This window comes from Bacillus cereus group sp. N8, assembly GCF_016483685.1.
Classification (GTDB): domain Bacteria; phylum Bacillota; class Bacilli; order Bacillales; family Bacillaceae_G; genus Bacillus_A; species Bacillus_A proteolyticus.
Map to the genome: position 1 here is coordinate 232,309 of NZ_JAEHBK010000006.1, position 18,834 is coordinate 251,142.

The following is an 18,834-nucleotide window of genomic DNA, read 5'->3' on the forward strand; positions in this document are numbered from 1 at the left end:
AATATGTTCGTATCATATCGTTGGTTACAAGAGTATGTAGATATTAAAGATGTAACAGCACAAGAACTAGCAGACAAAATCACGAAAAGTGGTATTGAAGTAGAAGGTGTTGAAGTATTAAATAAAGGTGTAAAAGGTGTTGTAGTTGGTCACGTATTAGAATGTGAAAAACACCCAGAAGCTGATAAATTAAGCAAATGCTTAATCGATATCGGTGAAGAAGAGCCAGTACAAATTATTTGTGGAGCTGCTAATATTGCAAAAGGTTTAAAAGTACCGGTTGCAAAAGTTGGCGCTGTACTTCCTGGTAACTTCAAAATTAAAAAAGCAAAACTACGTGGTGAAGCTTCTCACGGTATGGTTTGTGCGCTTCAAGAGCTTGGTATTGATGGAAAGTTAGTTTCAAAAGAATATGCAGATGGTATCTTCATCTTCCCGAGTGACGCTGAAGTTGGTGCAGATGCACTTGAAATTTTAAACTTACACGATGAAGTACTTGAGCTTGGTTTAACACCAAACCGTGCAGATTGCTTAAACATGTTAGGTGTTGCATATGAAGTAGCTGCTATTTACGGCCGTGAAGTAAAACTTCCAGCTATCGACTTACAAGAAACAGCAGAAAAAACTTCTGATTACATTTCTGTAAGTGTAGAAGCGAAAGAAGAAAACCCATTATATATTGCAAAAATGGTTAAAAACGTAAAGATTGGTCCATCACCAATCTGGATGCAAACTCGTCTTATGGCAGCTGGCATTCGTCCAATTAGCAACGTAGTTGATATTACAAACTACATTTTAATGGAATACGGTCAACCGTTACATGCATTTGATTACGATAAATTAGGTTCAAAAGAAATCGTTGTTCGTCTTGCAAAAGAAGGCGAAAAAATTGAAACGTTAGATGATCAAGAACGTACATTACAAAGCCACCACCTTGTAATTACAAACGGCACAAAAGCTTTAGCTGTTGCTGGTGTAATGGGCGGAGCTGATTCTGAAGTTACAAATGACACAGTAAACGTTCTAATCGAGTCTGCATACTTTGCAGGACAAACTGTGCGCCGTACATCAAAAGACTTAGGTCTTCGTAGTGAATCAAGTGCACGTTTCGAAAAAGGGATTGACCCAACACGCACATTTGAAGCGATTCAACATGCAGCTGCTTTAATGGCAAAATACGCTGGCGGTGAAGCACTTGAAGGTGTAGTAGAAGCTGATAACTTACAAGTAGAAGAGCGTACAGTATCTGTTACAGCTGAGAAAGTCAACCGTGTATTAGGAACAGATATTTCTGCGAGTGAAATGGGTACAATGTTCACAAACTTAAAATTCCCATTCACAGAAGTAGAAGGAACATTCCTTGTAAATGTACCAGCACGTCGTCCTGACATTACAATTTCAGAAGACTTAGTAGAAGAAGTAGGTCGTCTGTACGGTTATGATCACATTCCAGTTACATTACCTTCTGGAACGATGACACGTGGTAAATTAACATCAGCACAGACGAAACGTCGTAAAGTACGCCGCTCCCTAGAAGGCGCTGGTTTATATGAAGCAATCACGTACTCATTAACAAGCGCTGACAAAGCGAAACAATATATGGTTGAGCCAAACGAAAAAGCTCCTGTAAATCTTGCACTTCCAATGAGCGAAGAGCGTAGCCAACTTCGTTTAAGCTTAGTGCCACAATTGTTAGAAGCAGTTTCATACAATGTTGCACGTAAAAACGATAGCGTTGCTTTATACGAAGTAGGTTCTGTCTTCTTACCAACAGAAGCAGGAGAACTTCCGAAAGAAGAACAACATCTTGCAGGTGTTATGACAGGTCTGGCTCTTCACCATGCATGGCAAGGTGAGAAGAAAGTTGTAGACTTCTTCGTTGTGAAAGGTGTGCTAGAAGGATTATTCGACGTACTAGGCGTTGCAAACCAAATCACTTATGCACCAGCAAAACGTGAAGGTATGCACCCAGGTCGTACAGCTGACATCGTATTAGATGGCGAAGTAATTGGTTTCATCGGTCAATTGCACCCTGAAGCAGAAAAACAATTAGATGTGAAAAATACATTCGTATTCGAACTATCTCTTGTAAAAGTATTCGGTGCAGACGCAGAGGAAACTTACTACTCAGCAATTCCACGTTTCCCATCTATGACACGTGATATGGCTGTTGTCGTAACGACAGAAACAAAAGCTGGTGAAATGAAGCAAGTCATTGCTGAAGCTGGCGGAGAACTTCTGAAAGACGTAACACTATTCGACTTATATGAAGGTGAGAAAATGGAAGAAGGCAAGAAATCACTTGCATTCTCTATGAACTACTTCGATGCAGAACGTACATTAACAGATGAAGAAGTAACAGAAGCACATAACCGTGTATTAACAGCGGTAGAAGAGAAATTTGGTGCGGAGTTACGTAAGTAATAAAAGATTGCCGGATTAATTCCGGCAATTTTTTTATGATGCGATTGTCGAAAGTTGTCGGTAAGTCGATATATTATAAAAATCGCTGATATATTTGAAGTTACGGTCGATATATTATAAAAATCGCCGATATATTTGAAGTTGCGGTCGATATATTGCAAAAATCGCTGATATATTTTCTGGCATCTTGCATCTTTCTCTCGAATGTAGTACATTAATTTTAGTTTAACAAAATGAAAGACGATGATAAGGAAAAGTAGTATATACTATAATCCATAGCGAGTCAGGGACGGTGAGAGCCTGATGAGGCGGTATATATGAAGAACACCTTGGAGTTGCTAACCGAAATTGGATCTTGTATTCAAGAGTAGACTTAGACGGGAATCCGGCCTGTTACAAACCGGGAAGTATGTATTACATACGAGTTAAAGTTGGTCTTTATGACAAATTGGGTGGTACCGCGAAGTTTAACCTTTCGTCCCTTTATGGATGAAAGGTTTTTTTGTATTTAAATATATCAGCAAAGGAGAATTTCACTATGGAAAACACATTAGTAAAAAGTCTGTATAGAGATACAGAAAAGTATGCAGATCAAACAGTACAAGTATCAGGGTGGATTCGTAACTTACGTGATTCAAAAGCATTTGGTTTCATCGAATTAAACGATGGTAGCTTCTTCAAAAGCGTTCAAATCGTTTTCGATACAGAATTAGAGAACTTCAAAGAAATTGCAAAACTTCCACTTAGCTCTTCAGTTAAAGTAGAAGGTAAAGTAATTGCAACGCCTGGAGCGAAGCAACCATTTGAAATTAAAGCAGAAAAAATTGAGATCGAGGGCTTATCAGATTCTGATTACCCACTTCAAAAGAAGCGTCATACGTTTGAATACTTACGTACAATCGCTCACTTACGTCCAAGAACAAATGCATTCTCTGCAACGTTCCGTGTACGTTCTATCGCAGCATTTGCGATTCACCAGTTCTTCCAAGAGCGTGGATTCGTACATGTTCACACACCAATCATCACTGGTAGTGATACAGAAGGTGCTGGCGAAATGTTCCGCGTAACAACGCAAGATTTAAACAACGTACCAAAAGGTGAAGACGGACAAGTTGATGAATCAAAAGACTTCTTCGGTAAAGAAACAAACTTAACAGTAAGTGGACAGCTGAACGCTGAAGCTTATGCATTAGCATTCCGTGATGTATACACATTCGGACCTACATTCCGTGCGGAGAACTCAAACACAACTCGCCATGCAGCTGAGTTCTGGATGGTTGAGCCTGAGATTGCATTTGCTGAATTAGGCGATGTAATGGATCTTACAGAAGATATGCTGAAATATGCAATGAAATATGTATTAGAACATGCACCAGAAGAAATGGACTTCTTCAACAGCTTCGTTGATAAAACAGTTCTAGAGCGCATGAACAACGTAATTAACTCTGACTTCGGTCGTATCACTTACACCGAAGCAATTAAAGTACTTCAAGAATCAGGTGCTGACTTTAAATATCCAGTAGAATGGGGTATTGACTTACAAACAGAGCACGAAAGATACTTATCAGAAGAAATCTTCAAACGCCCTGTATTCGTAACAGACTATCCGAAAGACATTAAAGCATTCTACATGCGTATGAACGAAGATGGTAAAACAGTAGCTGCTACTGACCTTCTAGTTCCTGGCATCGGCGAATTAATCGGCGGTAGCCAACGTGAAGAAAGAATGGACGTTTTAGTAGACAGAATTAAAGAATTAGGTATGAACGAAGAGGACTACTGGTGGTACTTAGAACTTAGAAAATACGGCGGTACAAAACACGCTGGATTCGGTCTAGGTTTCGAGCGCTTCCTAATGTACATCACTGGTATGGCTAACATCCGTGACGTAATTCCATTCCCAAGAACTCCAGGTTCTTCTGAATTCTAAAATATAAAAAAGCGAGAGGATTTCCTCTCGCTTTTTTATATTGAATAGTTTATTACCTCGTAGCAAAAAGTAACGCGAAGGGGTGAATATAAATGAGTAAAAAAGTGAAAAAAGATCATTCAAGATCGGGCCTAGGTTCTCCAGAAGTAGAAGGACAAGGAACGACAACACATGAAACAGGTTCTCATAAAGTATCTTCATCACATAAGAAGCAGAAACGAAGCTAACATAAAAAGGGAGAGTCTTGGCGGCTCTCCTTTTTTATGTATTACATCTTATTATCATGAATCTCTTTTGTGATGTTATCTACATCTTTGTCTAATCGATCTAAATAGAAAAACCACATTAAGCTAATGAGCACGTAATAGATAGCCATAACGCCAAGATTATCAGATATATTCTCGAATATGGATTTAGTAGTGAAAAAAACTCCCCAAATGGTAGAAATAATGAAGTAAGAAAGTGGACCTACGAGGTGTAGGAAAGCATATAATACCTTTTTTACTTTTACAGCATTCATATGAAATACCTCCTTTTTCTAATCATAAATTCGAGTTCCTCACAGAAGTGTTGTAGTTTTGCTGGATTATGTATTAACAAGCGGGCATCGTGTTTCCCGATAAATCTTCGGATCCGAAAATTTAATAGGAATGATCTACCATATCTTTCAATCAAATTTTGGAACTCCTTTTGCTCACTTAGTAATTGAATATTTTCCCTAATTTCGAATTGTCTTTCATGTGGATCACCTAGTGAAATATTTAGAATCATTTGTAGAAGTAGCAATGGGAATCTCTTCTTATGTTAGAATAATCTGTATATTGTAATTGTAACAAAATTACAAGGGCAATAGTAGGGTGAAACAAAAAACAGGAGTTTGTAGGCTCCTGTTTTTGTCGATACTATTTTAATAAGCGAAACGCCTTCTCCTTATTAGCGAAATGCATTTTCACAAACTCAGGTAATCGTTCTTTACCAAGCTTTTGAATTAATTTAGCAGCGGCGATATCAACTTGTTTACCGGCACCTTTTGGAAGTGGCATACCAGCTTTTTTGCTTAGTTCGTCAAACTGTTTTACGAATGAGTAACGAGCTAAAATAGAAGCAGCGGCGACTGCTAAATGGACGCTTTCGCCTTTCGTCGCGAAATAAACATTTTCACGCTGAACCTGCTTTTGTTTTGCTAAATATTTGTAGTATGTATCAGGTTGTGTGAATTGATCGATTAAGACGCCTTCAGGTTTTGTAGGGGCAATTTTAGCTAATAAGTTTGTAATAGCTTTATTGTGTAGTAAAGCTTTTAGCTTACCTTGGTTGTTTCCTTTATCAAATAGCTCGTTATATTTTTCATTATGAAGGACAAGAGAGCTGTAAGGAACAACGTGTAGAAGTTGTTTCGCAATAGCGGTAATTTGATCATCATTTAAGTTTTTAGAGTCTTTTACACCAAGCTCTTTTAAAAGTGGAATTTGCTTTGCGTCAACATATACAGCAACTACTGTCATCGGTCCGAAGAAATCACCAGTACCAACTTCATCTGACCCTACGATAGACATTGTACCGATGGAAGCAGGTGGTGCATAACGGTGTGAATCGACCGATTTTTTTACAGCTGTTTTCGGTGTTTGAGAGACAGTTTGCCAACGAGAAGCTTCTGCTTCAGCACGTCCACCTTGGAACATTACTTTTCCAGATTTATACGCTGTAATCGTGCAAGATGGCACCTTTGCCATAAAGATACCGCCTTGTGGAATTTTCGGGCTTAGTGCTTGTTTATATTGTTGTTTCATGTCTTCAATTACTGTAGAACTTGTTTGTATTACGATAGAATTTGACAATATGTTCGCTCCTTTTTTTATATTGTTATTTTTATCATATCGGATTGTTCTTTCTGTTTCCATATTATGATGGTTCATGGTATTATAAACTTTAGGATTCTGTACGTGATTGGAGGCCGGTGAGTTGTCACAACAAAAGGGAAAAAAAAGTCGAATTAATGTAGAAATATATGGCCAACAGTATTCAGTTGTTGGCGATGAAAGTACAAGTCATATCCGCATGGTAGCAGCGATTGTGGATGATAAAATGCGCGAACTCAATGCCAAGAATCCTTCGCTTGATACGAGTAGACTAGCGGTATTGACGGCGGTAAACGTCATACACGATTACATAAAATTAAAAGAAGAACATGAGAAATTGAAAGAAAGTATGACACAAAAAGGAATGGAATAACATGATTGATATTATTATCATTTTACTGCTTGTTATGGGATTTTTCCTTGGCTTACGCAGAGGGTTTATTCTGCAACTTGTAAAGTTAACAAGCTTTATTATCGCATACCTTGTTGCATACTGGTACTGTAAAGATTTAGCGCCAGCACTAGCGAAATTTATTCCGTATCCATTTGATAAAAATGTATCTGTTCCAGAATGGATTGATGCAAATAATATTGAAACAGTATTTTATCAAGCAATTGCGTTTATCTTATTATTTATTATTACAAAAATCGCACTTTCATTACTTGGTAATTTGTTAAATATGTTTGCAGAAATACCGGTTTTAAAGCAAGTAAATGCGTTTGCGGGGGCAATCCTCGGATTTTTAGAAGTGTATATTATTTTATTTGTCTTAATTATCGTTGGAAACATTCTTCCGATTGAGCAAATACAAACACCATTACAAAAATCATCAATTAGCAAAATAATTGTAGACGATACACCGATTCTTTCTGAAAAGGTGAAGGAACTATGGCAGACAGGTAGCAAAGTATAACTTCTCTTTTTTCGGAAAGAGAAGTTTTTTTCTATGAAAGAAAGGCGGGACAATGATGAAAGTAAATAAAAAACAAGTTATTAAATTACTAGAGACAATCGGGCTTTTTATGGAATTAAAGGGGACGAATCCATTTAAAATATCTGCATTCCGTAAAGCAGCAGCAGCACTAGAAAGTGATGATCGTAGTCTTTCTGAAATTGAAGATTTCACAAAGATTCCCGGCATCGGAAAAGGAACGGCAGCAGTTATTCAAGAATATATAGAATCGGGAACATCTGAAGTATTACAAGAACTTGAAAAAGAAGTACCAAGTAGCTTATTGCCGTTATTAAAACTACCAGGCCTTGGTGGTAAGAAGGTAGCTAAGTTATACAAAGAACTTGGTGTTGTTGATATGGAATCGCTAAAAGCTGTTTGCGAGGAAAATAAAGTACAAGCTTTAGCAGGTTTCGGTAAGAAAACAGAAGAGAAAATATTAGAAGCAATTGATCAAGTGGGATCTCGTCCAGAGCGTTTACCAATTGCAATGGTATTGCCTATTGCCGGGGAAATAGAGGAGAAATTGTCGAATATTGCTGAAGTGATTCGTTTCTCTCGCGCTGGTAGCTTACGCCGTGTTCGTGAGACAGTGAAAGATTTAGATTTCATTATTGCAACGACGGAGCCAGCAGTAGTACGTGAACATTTATTACAGTTTGATAATATGATTGAAGTGATTGCAAGTGGAGATACGAAAGTCTCTGTTCGTCTTCAATATGAATACGATATTTCAATTGATTTCCGCTTAGTAAAACCAGAAGAGTTTATTACAACTCTTCACCATTTCACAGGATCAAAAGACCATAACGTAAAAATGCGCCAAATCGCGAAAGATAAAGGTGAGAAAATTAGTGAGTACGGTGTAGAGAATCTGGAAACAGGTGAAGTAAAAACATTTGAAACAGAAGAGGAGTTCTTTGCTCATTTCGGTCTTCCGTTTATTCCGCCAGAAGTACGTGAAGATGGAAAGGAAATTGAATTAATTAAAGAGTATCCGAACTTAATTCAGGTCTCTGACATACAAGGTGATTTACATATGCATACAACATGGAGTGACGGTGCCTTTTCAATTGAAGAAATGGTACAAGCATGCCACGCTCGTGGATATAAGTTTATGGCGATTACGGACCACTCACAATACTTGAAAGTAGCGAATGGTTTAACGAAAGAGCGTCTTCGCGAGCAAGCGAAAGAAATTGAGCGTATGAATGAAAAGTATCCAGACATTACAATTTTACGCGGAATTGAAATGGACATTTTACCAGATGCCTCGCTTGATTTTGATGATGAAGTATTAGCAGAATTAGATTATGTCATTGGAGCGATTCACTCTAGCTTCTCACAAGACCGTGAAACGATTATGAAACGTCTTCGCACTGCGCTTGAGAATAAGCATGTCACAATGATTGCCCATCCGACAGGTCGTCTTCTTGGGCGCCGCGAGGGTTACGATGTAGATACAGATTTATTAATCCAGCTCGCAAAAGAAACAAATACAGTTTTAGAATTAAATGCAAACCCAAACCGTCTAGATTTAAGCGCGAAATTATTAAAACAAGCACAAGATGCTGGTGTAAAAGTAGCAATTAATACGGATGCTCATACACTTGAAATGTTAGAAGATATGGAAACAGGTGTAGCAGCAGCACGTAAAGGTTGGATTCAAAAAGATAACGTAATTAACACATGGGATATTGAACGTTTATTAGACTATATTAAACGTAATAAGTAACACAAGGGGGACCTGCAACATGTTAGAAAGAACGTTGCGTGTATTAGAATACAATAAAGTAAAAGAACAATTACTTGAACATACAGCCTCTTCACTTGGCCGTGACAAGGTGAAAAATTTAGTGCCAAGCACTGATTTTGAAGAAATTGTAGAAATGCAAGATACAACGGATGAAGCAGCGAAAGTCATTCGTTTAAAAGGTAGTGCACCATTAGGTGGTATTACGGATATTCGCTCAAATGTGAAGCGTGCAAAGATTGGAAGTATGTTAAGCCCGAATGAACTACTTGATATTGCCAATACGATGTATGGTAGTCGCAATATGAAACGTTTCATTGAAGATATGGTTGATAATGGTGTTGAGCTTCCCATTTTAGAAACTCATGTCGCTCAAATTGTATCTTTATATGATTTAGAAAAGAAAATTACAAATTGTATCGGTGATGGCGGTGAAGTAGTCGATAGCGCAAGTGATAAACTGCGTGGTATTCGTACTCAAATTCGTACTGCGGAGAGCCGTATTCGTGAAAAGTTAGAAAACATGACGCGTTCTTCAAACGCGCAAAAAATGCTGTCTGACTCAATTGTAACGATTCGTAACGAACGTTACGTAATCCCGGTAAAACAAGAATACCGCGGCGTATATGGTGGTATTGTTCACGATCAATCAGCTTCTGGGCAAACGTTATTTATTGAACCACAAGTCATTGTAGAGTTAAATAACGCGCTTCAAGAAGCACGAGTGAAAGAAAAACAAGAAATTGAACGCATTTTATTGATGTTAACAGAAGAAGTGGCAGTAGAAGCCGATATCGTTTTATCAAACGTAGAAGTAGTTGCAAATCTTGATTTCATCTTTGCGAAAGCTTTCTATGCGAAGCGTATTAAAGCAACGAAACCAATCGTAAATAACGAGCGTTATATGGATTTAAGACAAGCACGTCATCCGCTTATCGATCCAGAAATTATCGTACCAAATAACATTATGCTCGGTAAAGATTTCACGACAATTGTTATTACAGGACCGAATACAGGTGGTAAAACAGTTACGTTGAAAACAGTTGGTATTTGTGTATTAATGGCGCAGTCTGGTCTTCACATTCCAGTAATGGATGAGTCAGAGATTTGTGTATTCAAAAATATCTTTGCTGATATCGGTGATGAGCAATCGATTGAACAAAGTTTAAGTACGTTCTCCTCACATATGGTGAACATTGTTGATATTTTAGAAAAAGCTGATTTTGAAAGCTTAGTTTTATTCGATGAATTAGGTGCTGGAACAGACCCGCAAGAAGGGGCTGCACTAGCAATTTCAATTTTAGATGAAGTATGTAATCGTGGTGCTCGCGTTGTTGCTACAACGCATTACCCAGAATTAAAAGCATACGGATATAACCGTGAGCAAGTTATTAATGCGAGCGTTGAGTTCGACGTGAATACATTAAGCCCCACGTATAAATTATTAATCGGTGTACCAGGGCGTAGTAATGCCTTTGAAATTTCGAAGCGCCTTGGATTATCTGATCGCGTGATTGATCAAGCTCGTAACCACATTAGTACAGATACAAACAAAATTGAAAATATGATTGCGAAGTTAGAAGAAAGTCAAAAGAATGCAGAACGTGACTGGAACGAAGCAGAAGCACTTCGTAAGCAATCTGAAAAACTGCATCGCGAATTACAGCGTCAAATTATTGAATTTAATGATGAGCGCGATGAAAAATTATTAAAAGCGCAAAAAGAAGGGGAAGAAAAAGTCGAAGCTGCAAAGAAAGAAGCAGAAGGCATTATTCAAGAACTTCGTCAATTGCGTAAAGCACAGCTTATAAACGTGAAAGACCATGAGCTTATTGAAGCAAAGAGCCGTCTAGAAGGTGCGGCGCCAGAGCTTGTGAAGAAACAAAAAGTAAACGTGAAAAACACAGCGCCAAAACAACAATTACGCGCAGGTGATGAAGTAAAAGTGTTAACGTTCGGTCAAAAAGGTCAATTGCTTGAAAAAGTAAGTGATACAGAGTGGAGCGTACAAATTGGTATTCTGAAGATGAAAGTGAAAGAATCCAATATGGAATACATTAATACACCGAAGCAAACTGAGAAAAAAGCAGTCGCAAGTGTGAAGGGTAGAGATTATCACGTTTCGTTAGAGCTTGATCTTCGTGGTGAACGTTATGAAGATGCAATGATGCGCGTTGAAAAATATTTAGACGATGCACAGCTTGCAAGCTATCCGCGCGTATCAATTATTCACGGTAAAGGAACAGGAGCGCTTCGCCAAGGTGTACAAGATTACTTGAAGAAGCACCGCGGCGTGAAGAATTACCGTTACGGTGACATGGGCGAGGGAGGCCTAGGCGTAACAGTTGTCGAATTAAAATAGCAAACAACCAAACAAAAGGGGAAACCATTATATGTTTATGGACAAACTTGCAAAAGTATTGTTAGCTTGTTGCGGAATATTTTTGGTGATTGGGGTTATTTATTTAGTTGTTTTTGCGAAGTAAAGGAGCGTCAATCGTGGCATAATGATATTGCCATAGATTGACGCTTTTAATATATATGAAAAGGAATAAGCTATGAAAATCAACCAATACATAAGCGAAGCAAAATCCTGCTCAAGACGTGAAACAGATCGCCTTATTAAAGATGGACACGTGGCTATTAACGGCGAAATATGTACGCACGGTGCACTTGTGAGCGATGGTGATATTGTAACGATTGATGGGCAGGTTATTGCAAAGGAAGAGAAAGAAAAGGTGTATATCGCCTTTCATAAGCCAGTCGGAATTACTTGTACAGCAGCCGATCATATTGAAGATAATATTATTGATTATATCAATTATCCAGAGCGAATCTTTCCTGTTGGGCGATTAGATAAGGCATCGGAAGGACTTATTTTATTAACGAATGATGGCTCTATTGCTAACCAGATTTTGCATGGTGATCATGAGCACGAGAAAGAATATGTTGTTACGGTCGATAAACCTTTTACAGATTGGTTTATTGATGAGATGTCCAGCGGTGTAAAGATTAAAGATGGCATGACGAAGCCATGTAAAGTGACGAGAGTCGATCAATCAACATTTCGCATCGTTTTAACACAAGGGATGAACAGGCAAATTCGTAGAATGAGCCGTGCTTTCGGGTTTACTGTAACAAAGCTAAAGCGGGTTCGCATTCTGAATATAAAGCTGAATGGACTAGAATCTGGAAAATGGCGGAACGTTTCAGCTGAGGAATTAGAAATATTAATAGGTCAGTTATAGGGAGGAAAGTTTTCTCCCTATATTTTTTTGTCAGAAAAAATAAAACTATTGATTTTTTAAAAAATAGCCCATATAATAAAAAACAACAAGTTTCGACAAGATATTTTATAAAAGTAATGATGAGGACATGAGTTGTTTTTTACGATTCTCAGAGAGGGAAGACTAGGCTGTGAGCTTCCTAATACGAAAAGACATATTTACCACCTCTAAACTTCAAGAGTGAACTGCATGATGCATTGTAATTCTTGGCGGATAAAACCGTTATCAATTTACACGAGCTATAAAATGAGCTTATTTTGTTATAAATTCATTTTATTAGAATAAGGGTGGAACCACGATTTCAACACTCGTCCCTTTGTTAGGGACGGGTGTTTTTTGCGTTCTTTTACGGGGAAGTATGCTTGAAAGAGGATATGTGACGGACTTTAATTCAGAATATTTTGTTAATCGAACAATTAGGAGGTTAGTAGAAATGAAATCATCTTTAAAGTTTTCTGAGATGTTTGCAATAAGTTTAATGTTATTTGCACTATTTTTTGGCGCAGGCAATATGATTTTTCCACCAGCGTTAGGGCAAGGTGCTGGAACTGATGTATGGATCGCTTTGTTTGGTTTTATCGTAACAGGTGTTGGATTACCTTTATTAGGGGTAATTGTTATAGCTCTAAAGGGAGATATTAATGAGCTAGCGGGACGTGTACACCCTGTATTCGCACTAGTTTTTATCACTGCAATATATTTATGTTTAGGCGTATTTGTAAGTGTTCCGCGTACAGGAACAGTTGCCTATGAGATGAGTGTTGCACCGTTTTTACCAAGTGAGATAGCTGGTCAATCATATCCACTTGTTATCTTTACATTTATTTTCTTTGCAGTAACTTTCTATTTAGCTTTAAACCCATCGAAATTAGTGGGGCGCATTGGTAAAGTGTTAACTCCAATTTTATTAGCTGTTATTGCAATTATTGTAGCGAAAGCACTTATTACACCAATTGGAGAGTTTGGTACACCGACAGAAGCATATAGTGCTCCACTCTTTAAAGGTTTTATTGATGGATATTTAACTTTAGATGGACTTGCAGCACTTGTTTTCGGAAATGTTGTGATCAATGCTTTAAAAGCAAAAGGCATTACAAATAAGAACAGTATTGCGAAAGTAACAATCTTTGCAGGATTTATTGCAGCACTTGGTTTACTACTTGTGTATTTAGCGCTTGCGTATCTTGGGGCTTCTAGTGTATCTCTTGGAATGGGTGCAAACGGAGGAATTATTTTAACAAACGTTGTGAATCATTTATTTGGAAGTTACGGGACTTTATTATTAGGTATTGCGATTACAGCAGCATGTTTAACAACTTCTGTAGGTATTGTTGCAGCTTGTGGGGAATATTTCTCTTCGTTATTACCGAAGCTTTCTTATCAAAAAGTCATTTTTGTTTTCTGTGTATTAGCATTTATGGTAGCAAATCTTGGTTTAACTCAGTTAAACGCATTAGCATTACCAATCTTAATCGCAATTTATCCAATTGGGATCGTACTTATTGTATTGTCACTCGTTGAAAACTATGTTCGTCTTCCATTAGCGATGTATGTAGGTGGTATTGTAGGAGCGTTCGCGATTAGCTTCTTTGATGGATTGCACAATGCGAATCTTCAAATTGCGGCATTAGCACCTATTTTAGATAAGATTCCATTATATAGTGTAGGGATTGGTTGGTTAGTTCCAGGTATGATCGGTATAGGAATTGGCTATATAGTTTCTAAGTTTCAAAAGCAGGAAATTGCAGTAGAAAAATAGAGAAAAGAGGCTTTCTATAATAGAAAGTCTCTTTTTTGTGGAAAAAGTCTTACATAGAGAAATTTAGATATTAAAAAAATTATACGTAATATAGTTGACAAAAAAATTATGAGTAGGCTAAGATTGACTTAGTTGTGGAAATATTGGAAGGGAAGTGACGGGAGCAAGGGAAGAGGTTTTCTATGACTATATCATTTTTGGAAGAAGAGGTGATAGAACAATAGAATAGGTAGTTTATTTTTTTTGCGGTCTGTTGAGAATGATAATCAGTGAATGGATTAAATTATTTTAGAGTGCTTTTTATAGGGAAGAGTGAGGGATATTATATTTTTTGACCTCTAGTGAGAATGATAATCAACAATGCTTATATTACATAAAGTAATGACAATTAAATAAAGGTAGAAGAGATTATTTTTTTCTTATAAATTGAGAATAATTATCATTTTCAAAATATAAAACGAAGGATAAACAAGGAGGAAGTAAGCGAAATGAGAAAGTTTTCAGTATTACCCGCATTTATTATAACGTTAGTATGTATGCTAGCTTTTCTCGTAATGCCATCTGGACAAGCTTCAGCAAAATTAGCTGACGGTACTTACGATATTAACTACGTTATCAAAAAGGCGGAAGATGATTCGGCTTCAATGGCAAATGATTATTTTGAAAAACCAGCGAAGTTAATTGTAAAAAATGGTGAGATGAGAGTGCAAGTTCCAATGAATCATAGTGCTTGGATTACAGAATTTAAAGCACCAGAGAATGGCAATTTCGTTGATTCAAAAGTAATTAGCAAGGACGAAGCAGCAGATAAAAGAACAGTTGAATTTAAAGTTGATGATCTATCTAAACCGTTAGGAGTAAAAATTCATGTTGTTGTACCAAGTGCAAACTACGACCATCATTACACAATTCGTTTTGCATTTGATGCAAACGTAAAAGCTGTAGGTGGCGATAACAATGCAGCTGGTGTAACAAAAACTGATGATCAAACTAAAAAAGATGGACAGGTAAAAGAAGAGCAAAAGAAAGAAGAGAGTAAAGAAACAAACAAAGATGTAAATAAAGGAACAAATGAGAGTAGCAAGGCCGAAAAAACAGATAACCCAAAAACAGGTGATGATGCACGCATTGGATTATTTGCAGCGTTAGTTCTTATCTCAGGTGTTTTCTTAGTTCGTAAAGTGAAGTTAAGTAAATAAAATTTAAAAAAGGAGAGTCATTCTATTGAACAGGTATTTGAAAATTGTTGTTGCAATGTTTCTAACGATATTCACATTCGTATCAACGCTACAACCACTTGCAGTTCAAGCAGCTACCCAATTAGCTGACGGTGAATATTCAATCGGTTTCAAAGTTTTGAAAGATACATCAGATGAAGAATCAATGATGAATCAATATTCTGTAAGCCCGGGGACTTTGAAAGTGAAGGATGGGAAAAAGAAAGTATCCTTTACGTTAACACATAGTTCATGGATTACGAAGTTTGAAACAGAAAAAGGTAGCCAATTCGTTGATGTAAATGTAGTGAGTGAAGATAAAGAAAACGATACAAGAGTAGTAGAATTTGATGTAGAAGATTTAGAAAAAATATTAAATGCAAAAGTAAAAGTTGATATTGATGCTTTTAATTATCATCATTACTATGATATTCGTATTTCATTCGATCAAAATAGCATTACACCAATTCATGTAGAAAAACCAGATGAAAAAGAGGACCCAGCTAATAAGCCAGATCCAAATGAAAATCCGGATCCAAGTCAGAAGCCCGACCAAAAGCCTGACTCAGATCAACAACCAAATTCTAACACAATTAAAGATGGTGCGTACAGCATTCCATTTAAAGTGTTAAAAGATAAAACAGATGAAGAATCTAAAATGAATACTTACATGGAAAATCCAGGGGTATTGAAAGTAGAAAATGGTAAGAAAAAAGCGATTGTAACGCTAAAAAGTAGCTCATTAATTAAAAATTTCCAAACGGAAAAAGATGGTGCATTTGTTGATGCAAAAGTAGTGAGTGAAGATAAAGAAAAAGATACAAGAGTAGTAGAGTTTGAAGTAGCTGATTTATCAAAAAAACTAAATACAAAAGTATTTATTGAGATGGCATCAAGAAATTACAAGCAAACTCATGACGTACAACTTGTATTTGATCAAGATAAACTTGAACCAATTAAAAGTGAAGACAAACAACCAGACGGAGACAAACAACCAGACGGAGACAAACAACCAGACGGAGACAAACAACCAGATGGAGACAAGCAACCGGATGCTGAAACAATTAAAGATGGTGAATACAGCATCAATTTTAAAACATTAAAAGATCAAACAGACGAAATTTCAATGATGAACACATATACAAAAAATCCAGGTGTATTAAAAGTAAAAGATGGTAAGAAGTATGTATCATTTACGTTAACGAATAGTGCTTGGATTACAAAGTTTGAATTTGAGAAAAATGGTTCATTTGTTGATGCGAATGTATTAAGTGAAGATAAAAAAGCTGATACACGCGTAGTGGAGGTAGAAGTACCGGATTTATCGAAAAAGTTAAATGCAAAAGTAAAAGTAGATATCGATTCAATGAATTATCACCATTTTTACGATATTCAATTTGCATTTGATAAAGATAGCATTAAGCCGTTAGATAACCAAGGCGGAAATGACAACCAGGGCGGAAATAACAACCAAGGCGGAAACAATAACCAAGGTGGAAACGACAACCAAGGCGGAAACAACAACCAAGGCGGAAACAACAACCAAGACAATAACACAACAATTGATCCAAATGCTCTTAAAGACGGTGAATACAGCATCGGTTTTAAAGTGTTAAAAGATCAAACAGACGAAATTTCAATGATGAACACATATACGAAGAGTCCGGGCGTATTAAAAGTGAAAGATGGTAAGAAGTATGTATCCTTCACATTAACGAATAGCTCATGGATTACAAAGTTTGAGTTTGAAAAGAATGGCGCGTTCGTCGATGCAAAGGTATTAGGTACAAGTAAAGAGCAAGATACAAGAGTAGTAGAAGTGGAAGTAGATGATTTATCGAAAAAGCTAAATGCAAAAGTGAAAGTAGATATCGATGCAATGAACTATCATCATGTCTACGATATTCAATTTGCATTTGATAAAGGTAGTATTAAAGCTTTAGGTAATCAAGATGGAAACAATAATCAAGGCGGAAACGATAACCAAGATGGAAACAATAATCAAGGCGGAAACAATAACCAAGATGGAACGAATAATCTAAATGAAAACCCAACAGTTGATCCGAAAAATTTAAAAGACGGTCAGTACGATATTGCTTTTAAAGTGTTAAAAGATCAAACTGATGAGATTTCAATGATGAATCAATATGTTCTAAATCCAGCGAGATTAACAGTGAAAGATGGCAAAAAATATGTTGCGGTGACACTGAAAGATAGTGCATGGATTACGAAGTTCCAAACAGAAAACGCTGGTGCATTTGTTGATGCAAAAGTAGTAAGTGAAGATAAGGCTGCCAATACAAGGGTAGTAGAGTTTGAAGTAGCTGATTTATTTGCAAAATTAAATGCAAAAGTAAAAGTAGATATCGATTCAATGAACTACCATCACTTCTATGACGTACAAATTCAATTTGATACGACGAAGATCGGTGCTATAGGAACGGTAAAAGAAGAGCCAAAGAATGAACCGAAAACCCCAGTGACTACACCGAAAGTAGATAATGTAAAAACAGTAAGTACTCCTGATTTCAACCGAAATGCGGATGATAAGAAGAAAAAAGAAGATCAAAAAAATGATTCGAAAAAAGAGAAAAACTCAAAAACTGCAGATACAGCACAACTTGGTTTATACATGGTGCTACTGCTAGGGTCACTTGCTTTATTAGTTCGTAAATATAGAGTTGGTAGATTGTAATTTTTGGAGTCTTGATGCGTGTTCGCGTGCATCAAGACTTGTTTCATATTGTATTGAAAGGAGTGGTGATTGAGAGTGAAGAAAATCGCAAGTGTACTAATGGCTATCATTCTGTTAATGAGTATAGCTGGGTGCTCATCACCAAAAAAAGAAACAGCGAAGCAGGTAAAGAGTGATAGTAAAGAGCGAATTGTTGCAACGACAGTTGCTGTTACTGAAATTATGGATGCGTTAGAAGTAGAGTTAGTTGGTGTCCCAACAAGTTCTAAAACTTTACCGAAGCGATATAAAGGTTTACCTGAAGTTGGGAATCCGATGAGTCCTGATATGGAAAAGGTAAAATCATTAAAGCCGTCAGAAGTATTATCTGTGACAACACTTAAATATGAATTAAAGCCAGTTTTTGATGGTGTGGGTATGAAAGCAAACTTTTTAGATTTAACAAGCTTGAAAAATATGCAAAATTCCATTAGCGATTTAGGTAAGAAATATGGACGCGAAAAGCAGGCTGAAGAAGTTGTAACTAAGTTAGATAAAAAGGTTGCTAGCATTCAAAAAGAAGTAAAAGGAAAGAAAGAACCGACAGTGCTTATTTTATTAGGTGTGCCGGGGAGTTATTTAGTAGCAACAGAGCATTCTTATATTGGAGATTTAGTGAAACAACTAGGTGGTAAAAATATTGTGCAAGGTGAACAAGTAGAGTATTTAGCCTCTAATACAGAGTATTTAAAGAAAGCTGATCCAGATATTATTTTACGAGCAGCTCATGGTATGCCTGATGAAGTTGTAAAAATGTTTGATAAAGAATTTAAAACAAATGACATTTGGAAGCACTTCGCTGCAGTTAAAAATAACCGTGTTTACGATTTAGAAGAGCGTTTATTTGGAACGACAGGTAATTTAGCAGCAATTGAAGCGTTAGATGAATTGAAAAAAATGATGTATCCGTGATGCATT

At 36.8% G+C, this 18,834-nt stretch carries 15 protein-coding genes and 2 other annotated features; of the genes, 12 read left to right on the forward strand and 3 right to left on the reverse strand.

Features of this window, described 5'->3' with window-relative positions:
* The first annotated feature begins 3 nt into the window (after positions 1–3).
* The 3 genes from pheT (at position 4) to JDS80_RS12675 (ending at position 4,581) form a co-directional block, all read left to right on the forward strand.
* Positions 4–2,424 carry a phenylalanine--tRNA ligase subunit beta gene (gene pheT / locus JDS80_RS12665; protein ID WP_199638684.1) on the forward strand — a complete coding sequence of 807 codons (2,421 nt, stop codon included), beginning with the start codon at positions 4–6 and terminating at the stop codon, positions 2,422–2,424.
* Positions 2,425–2,658: 234 nt separating this feature from the next.
* Positions 2,659–2,910: a binding site (T-box leader), on the forward strand.
* A 52-nt stretch (positions 2,911–2,962) separates the two neighbouring features.
* Entirely contained in the window at positions 2,963–4,354 is a 1,392-nt protein-coding gene (gene asnS, locus JDS80_RS12670) for an asparagine--tRNA ligase (RefSeq protein ID WP_199638686.1), read from the forward strand.
* A 92-nt stretch (positions 4,355–4,446) separates the two neighbouring features.
* Entirely contained in the window at positions 4,447–4,581 is a 135-nt protein-coding gene (locus JDS80_RS12675; protein ID WP_199638688.1) for a YuzL family protein, read from the forward strand.
* A gap of 41 nt (positions 4,582–4,622) precedes the next feature.
* On the opposite strand, the gene JDS80_RS12680 is transcribed toward JDS80_RS12675, so the two are convergent.
* The 3 genes from JDS80_RS12680 to rnhC form a co-directional block, all read right to left on the reverse strand.
* Positions 4,623–4,874, reverse strand: a complete 252-nt coding sequence (locus tag JDS80_RS12680) for a hypothetical protein (protein WP_199638690.1) — start codon at positions 4,872–4,874, stop codon at positions 4,623–4,625.
* Entirely contained in the window at positions 4,871–5,140 is a 270-nt protein-coding gene (locus tag JDS80_RS12685) for a hypothetical protein (RefSeq protein ID WP_199638692.1), read from the reverse strand. Before JDS80_RS12685 ends, JDS80_RS12680 begins: the two co-directional genes overlap by 4 nt.
* A 116-nt stretch (positions 5,141–5,256) precedes the next feature.
* Positions 5,257–6,192, reverse strand: coding sequence for a ribonuclease HIII (gene rnhC, locus JDS80_RS12690; RefSeq protein WP_199638694.1), 936 nt, complete (start codon positions 6,190–6,192; stop codon positions 5,257–5,259).
* 124 nt (positions 6,193–6,316) lie between these two features.
* Between rnhC and zapA the strand changes: the two genes are divergently transcribed.
* From zapA to isdE, 9 genes are all read left to right on the forward strand, one after another.
* Positions 6,317–6,586 carry a cell division protein ZapA gene (gene zapA, locus JDS80_RS12695; protein ID WP_071748257.1) on the forward strand — a complete coding sequence of 90 codons (270 nt, stop codon included), beginning with the start codon at positions 6,317–6,319 and terminating at the stop codon, positions 6,584–6,586.
* Between the two features lies 1 nt (position 6,587).
* Positions 6,588–7,127, forward strand: coding sequence for a CvpA family protein (locus JDS80_RS12700; RefSeq protein ID WP_071748256.1), 540 nt, complete (start codon positions 6,588–6,590; stop codon positions 7,125–7,127).
* A gap of 55 nt (positions 7,128–7,182) precedes the next feature.
* Positions 7,183–8,901 carry a DNA polymerase/3'-5' exonuclease PolX gene (polX, locus tag JDS80_RS12705; protein ID WP_199638696.1) on the forward strand — a complete coding sequence of 573 codons (1,719 nt, stop codon included), beginning with the start codon at positions 7,183–7,185 and terminating at the stop codon, positions 8,899–8,901.
* A gap of 19 nt (positions 8,902–8,920) precedes the next feature.
* Positions 8,921–11,281, forward strand: a complete 2,361-nt coding sequence (locus JDS80_RS12710) for an endonuclease MutS2 (RefSeq protein ID WP_199638698.1) — start codon at positions 8,921–8,923, stop codon at positions 11,279–11,281.
* A 196-nt stretch (positions 11,282–11,477) separates the two neighbouring features.
* A complete protein-coding gene (locus tag JDS80_RS12715) occupies positions 11,478–12,167 on the forward strand; it encodes a 23S rRNA pseudouridine(2604) synthase RluF (RefSeq protein ID WP_199638700.1) in 690 nt (229 codons plus the stop codon).
* A 107-nt stretch (positions 12,168–12,274) separates the two neighbouring features.
* Positions 12,275–12,525: a binding site (T-box leader), on the forward strand.
* Between the two features lie 114 nt (positions 12,526–12,639).
* The gene (gene brnQ6, locus JDS80_RS12720) at positions 12,640–13,965 is read left to right on the forward strand and encodes a branched-chain amino acid transport system II carrier protein BrnQ6 (RefSeq protein ID WP_199638702.1); all 1,326 of its coding nucleotides are present in this window, start codon (positions 12,640–12,642) and stop codon (positions 13,963–13,965) included.
* Positions 13,966–14,453: 488 nt separating this feature from the next.
* Positions 14,454–15,164: a heme uptake protein IsdC gene (isdC, locus tag JDS80_RS12725; RefSeq protein WP_199638704.1), complete on the forward strand. Its 711-nt coding sequence runs from the start codon at positions 14,454–14,456 to the stop codon at positions 15,162–15,164.
* A 25-nt stretch (positions 15,165–15,189) separates the two neighbouring features.
* The gene (locus JDS80_RS12730) at positions 15,190–17,877 is read left to right on the forward strand and encodes an NEAT domain-containing protein (protein WP_199638706.1); all 2,688 of its coding nucleotides are present in this window, start codon (positions 15,190–15,192) and stop codon (positions 17,875–17,877) included.
* A 69-nt stretch (positions 17,878–17,946) separates the two neighbouring features.
* Positions 17,947–18,828: a heme ABC transporter substrate-binding protein IsdE gene (gene isdE, locus JDS80_RS12735; protein ID WP_199638708.1), complete on the forward strand. Its 882-nt coding sequence runs from the start codon at positions 17,947–17,949 to the stop codon at positions 18,826–18,828.
* Positions 18,829–18,834: the final 6 nt, after the last annotated feature.

Excerpts from the sequence above, each read along its gene's own strand:
- pheT (WP_199638684.1), top strand. The coding sequence starts at position 4 with ATGTTCGTATCATATCGTTGGTTACAAGAGTATGTAGATATTAAAGAT.
- asnS (WP_199638686.1), top strand. The coding sequence starts at position 2,963 with ATGGAAAACACATTAGTAAAAAGTCTGTATAGAGATACAGAAAAGTAT.
- JDS80_RS12675 (WP_199638688.1), top strand. The coding sequence starts at position 4,447 with ATGAGTAAAAAAGTGAAAAAAGATCATTCAAGATCGGGCCTAGGTTCT.
- JDS80_RS12680 (WP_199638690.1), bottom strand. The coding sequence starts at position 4,874 with ATGAATGCTGTAAAAGTAAAAAAGGTATTATATGCTTTCCTACACCTC.
- JDS80_RS12700 (WP_071748256.1), top strand. The coding sequence starts at position 6,588 with ATGATTGATATTATTATCATTTTACTGCTTGTTATGGGATTTTTCCTT.
- polX (WP_199638696.1), top strand. The coding sequence starts at position 7,183 with ATGAAAGTAAATAAAAAACAAGTTATTAAATTACTAGAGACAATCGGG.
- JDS80_RS12710 (WP_199638698.1), top strand. The coding sequence starts at position 8,921 with ATGTTAGAAAGAACGTTGCGTGTATTAGAATACAATAAAGTAAAAGAA.
- JDS80_RS12715 (WP_199638700.1), top strand. The coding sequence starts at position 11,478 with ATGAAAATCAACCAATACATAAGCGAAGCAAAATCCTGCTCAAGACGT.
- brnQ6 (WP_199638702.1), top strand. The coding sequence starts at position 12,640 with ATGAAATCATCTTTAAAGTTTTCTGAGATGTTTGCAATAAGTTTAATG.
- isdC (WP_199638704.1), top strand. The coding sequence starts at position 14,454 with ATGAGAAAGTTTTCAGTATTACCCGCATTTATTATAACGTTAGTATGT.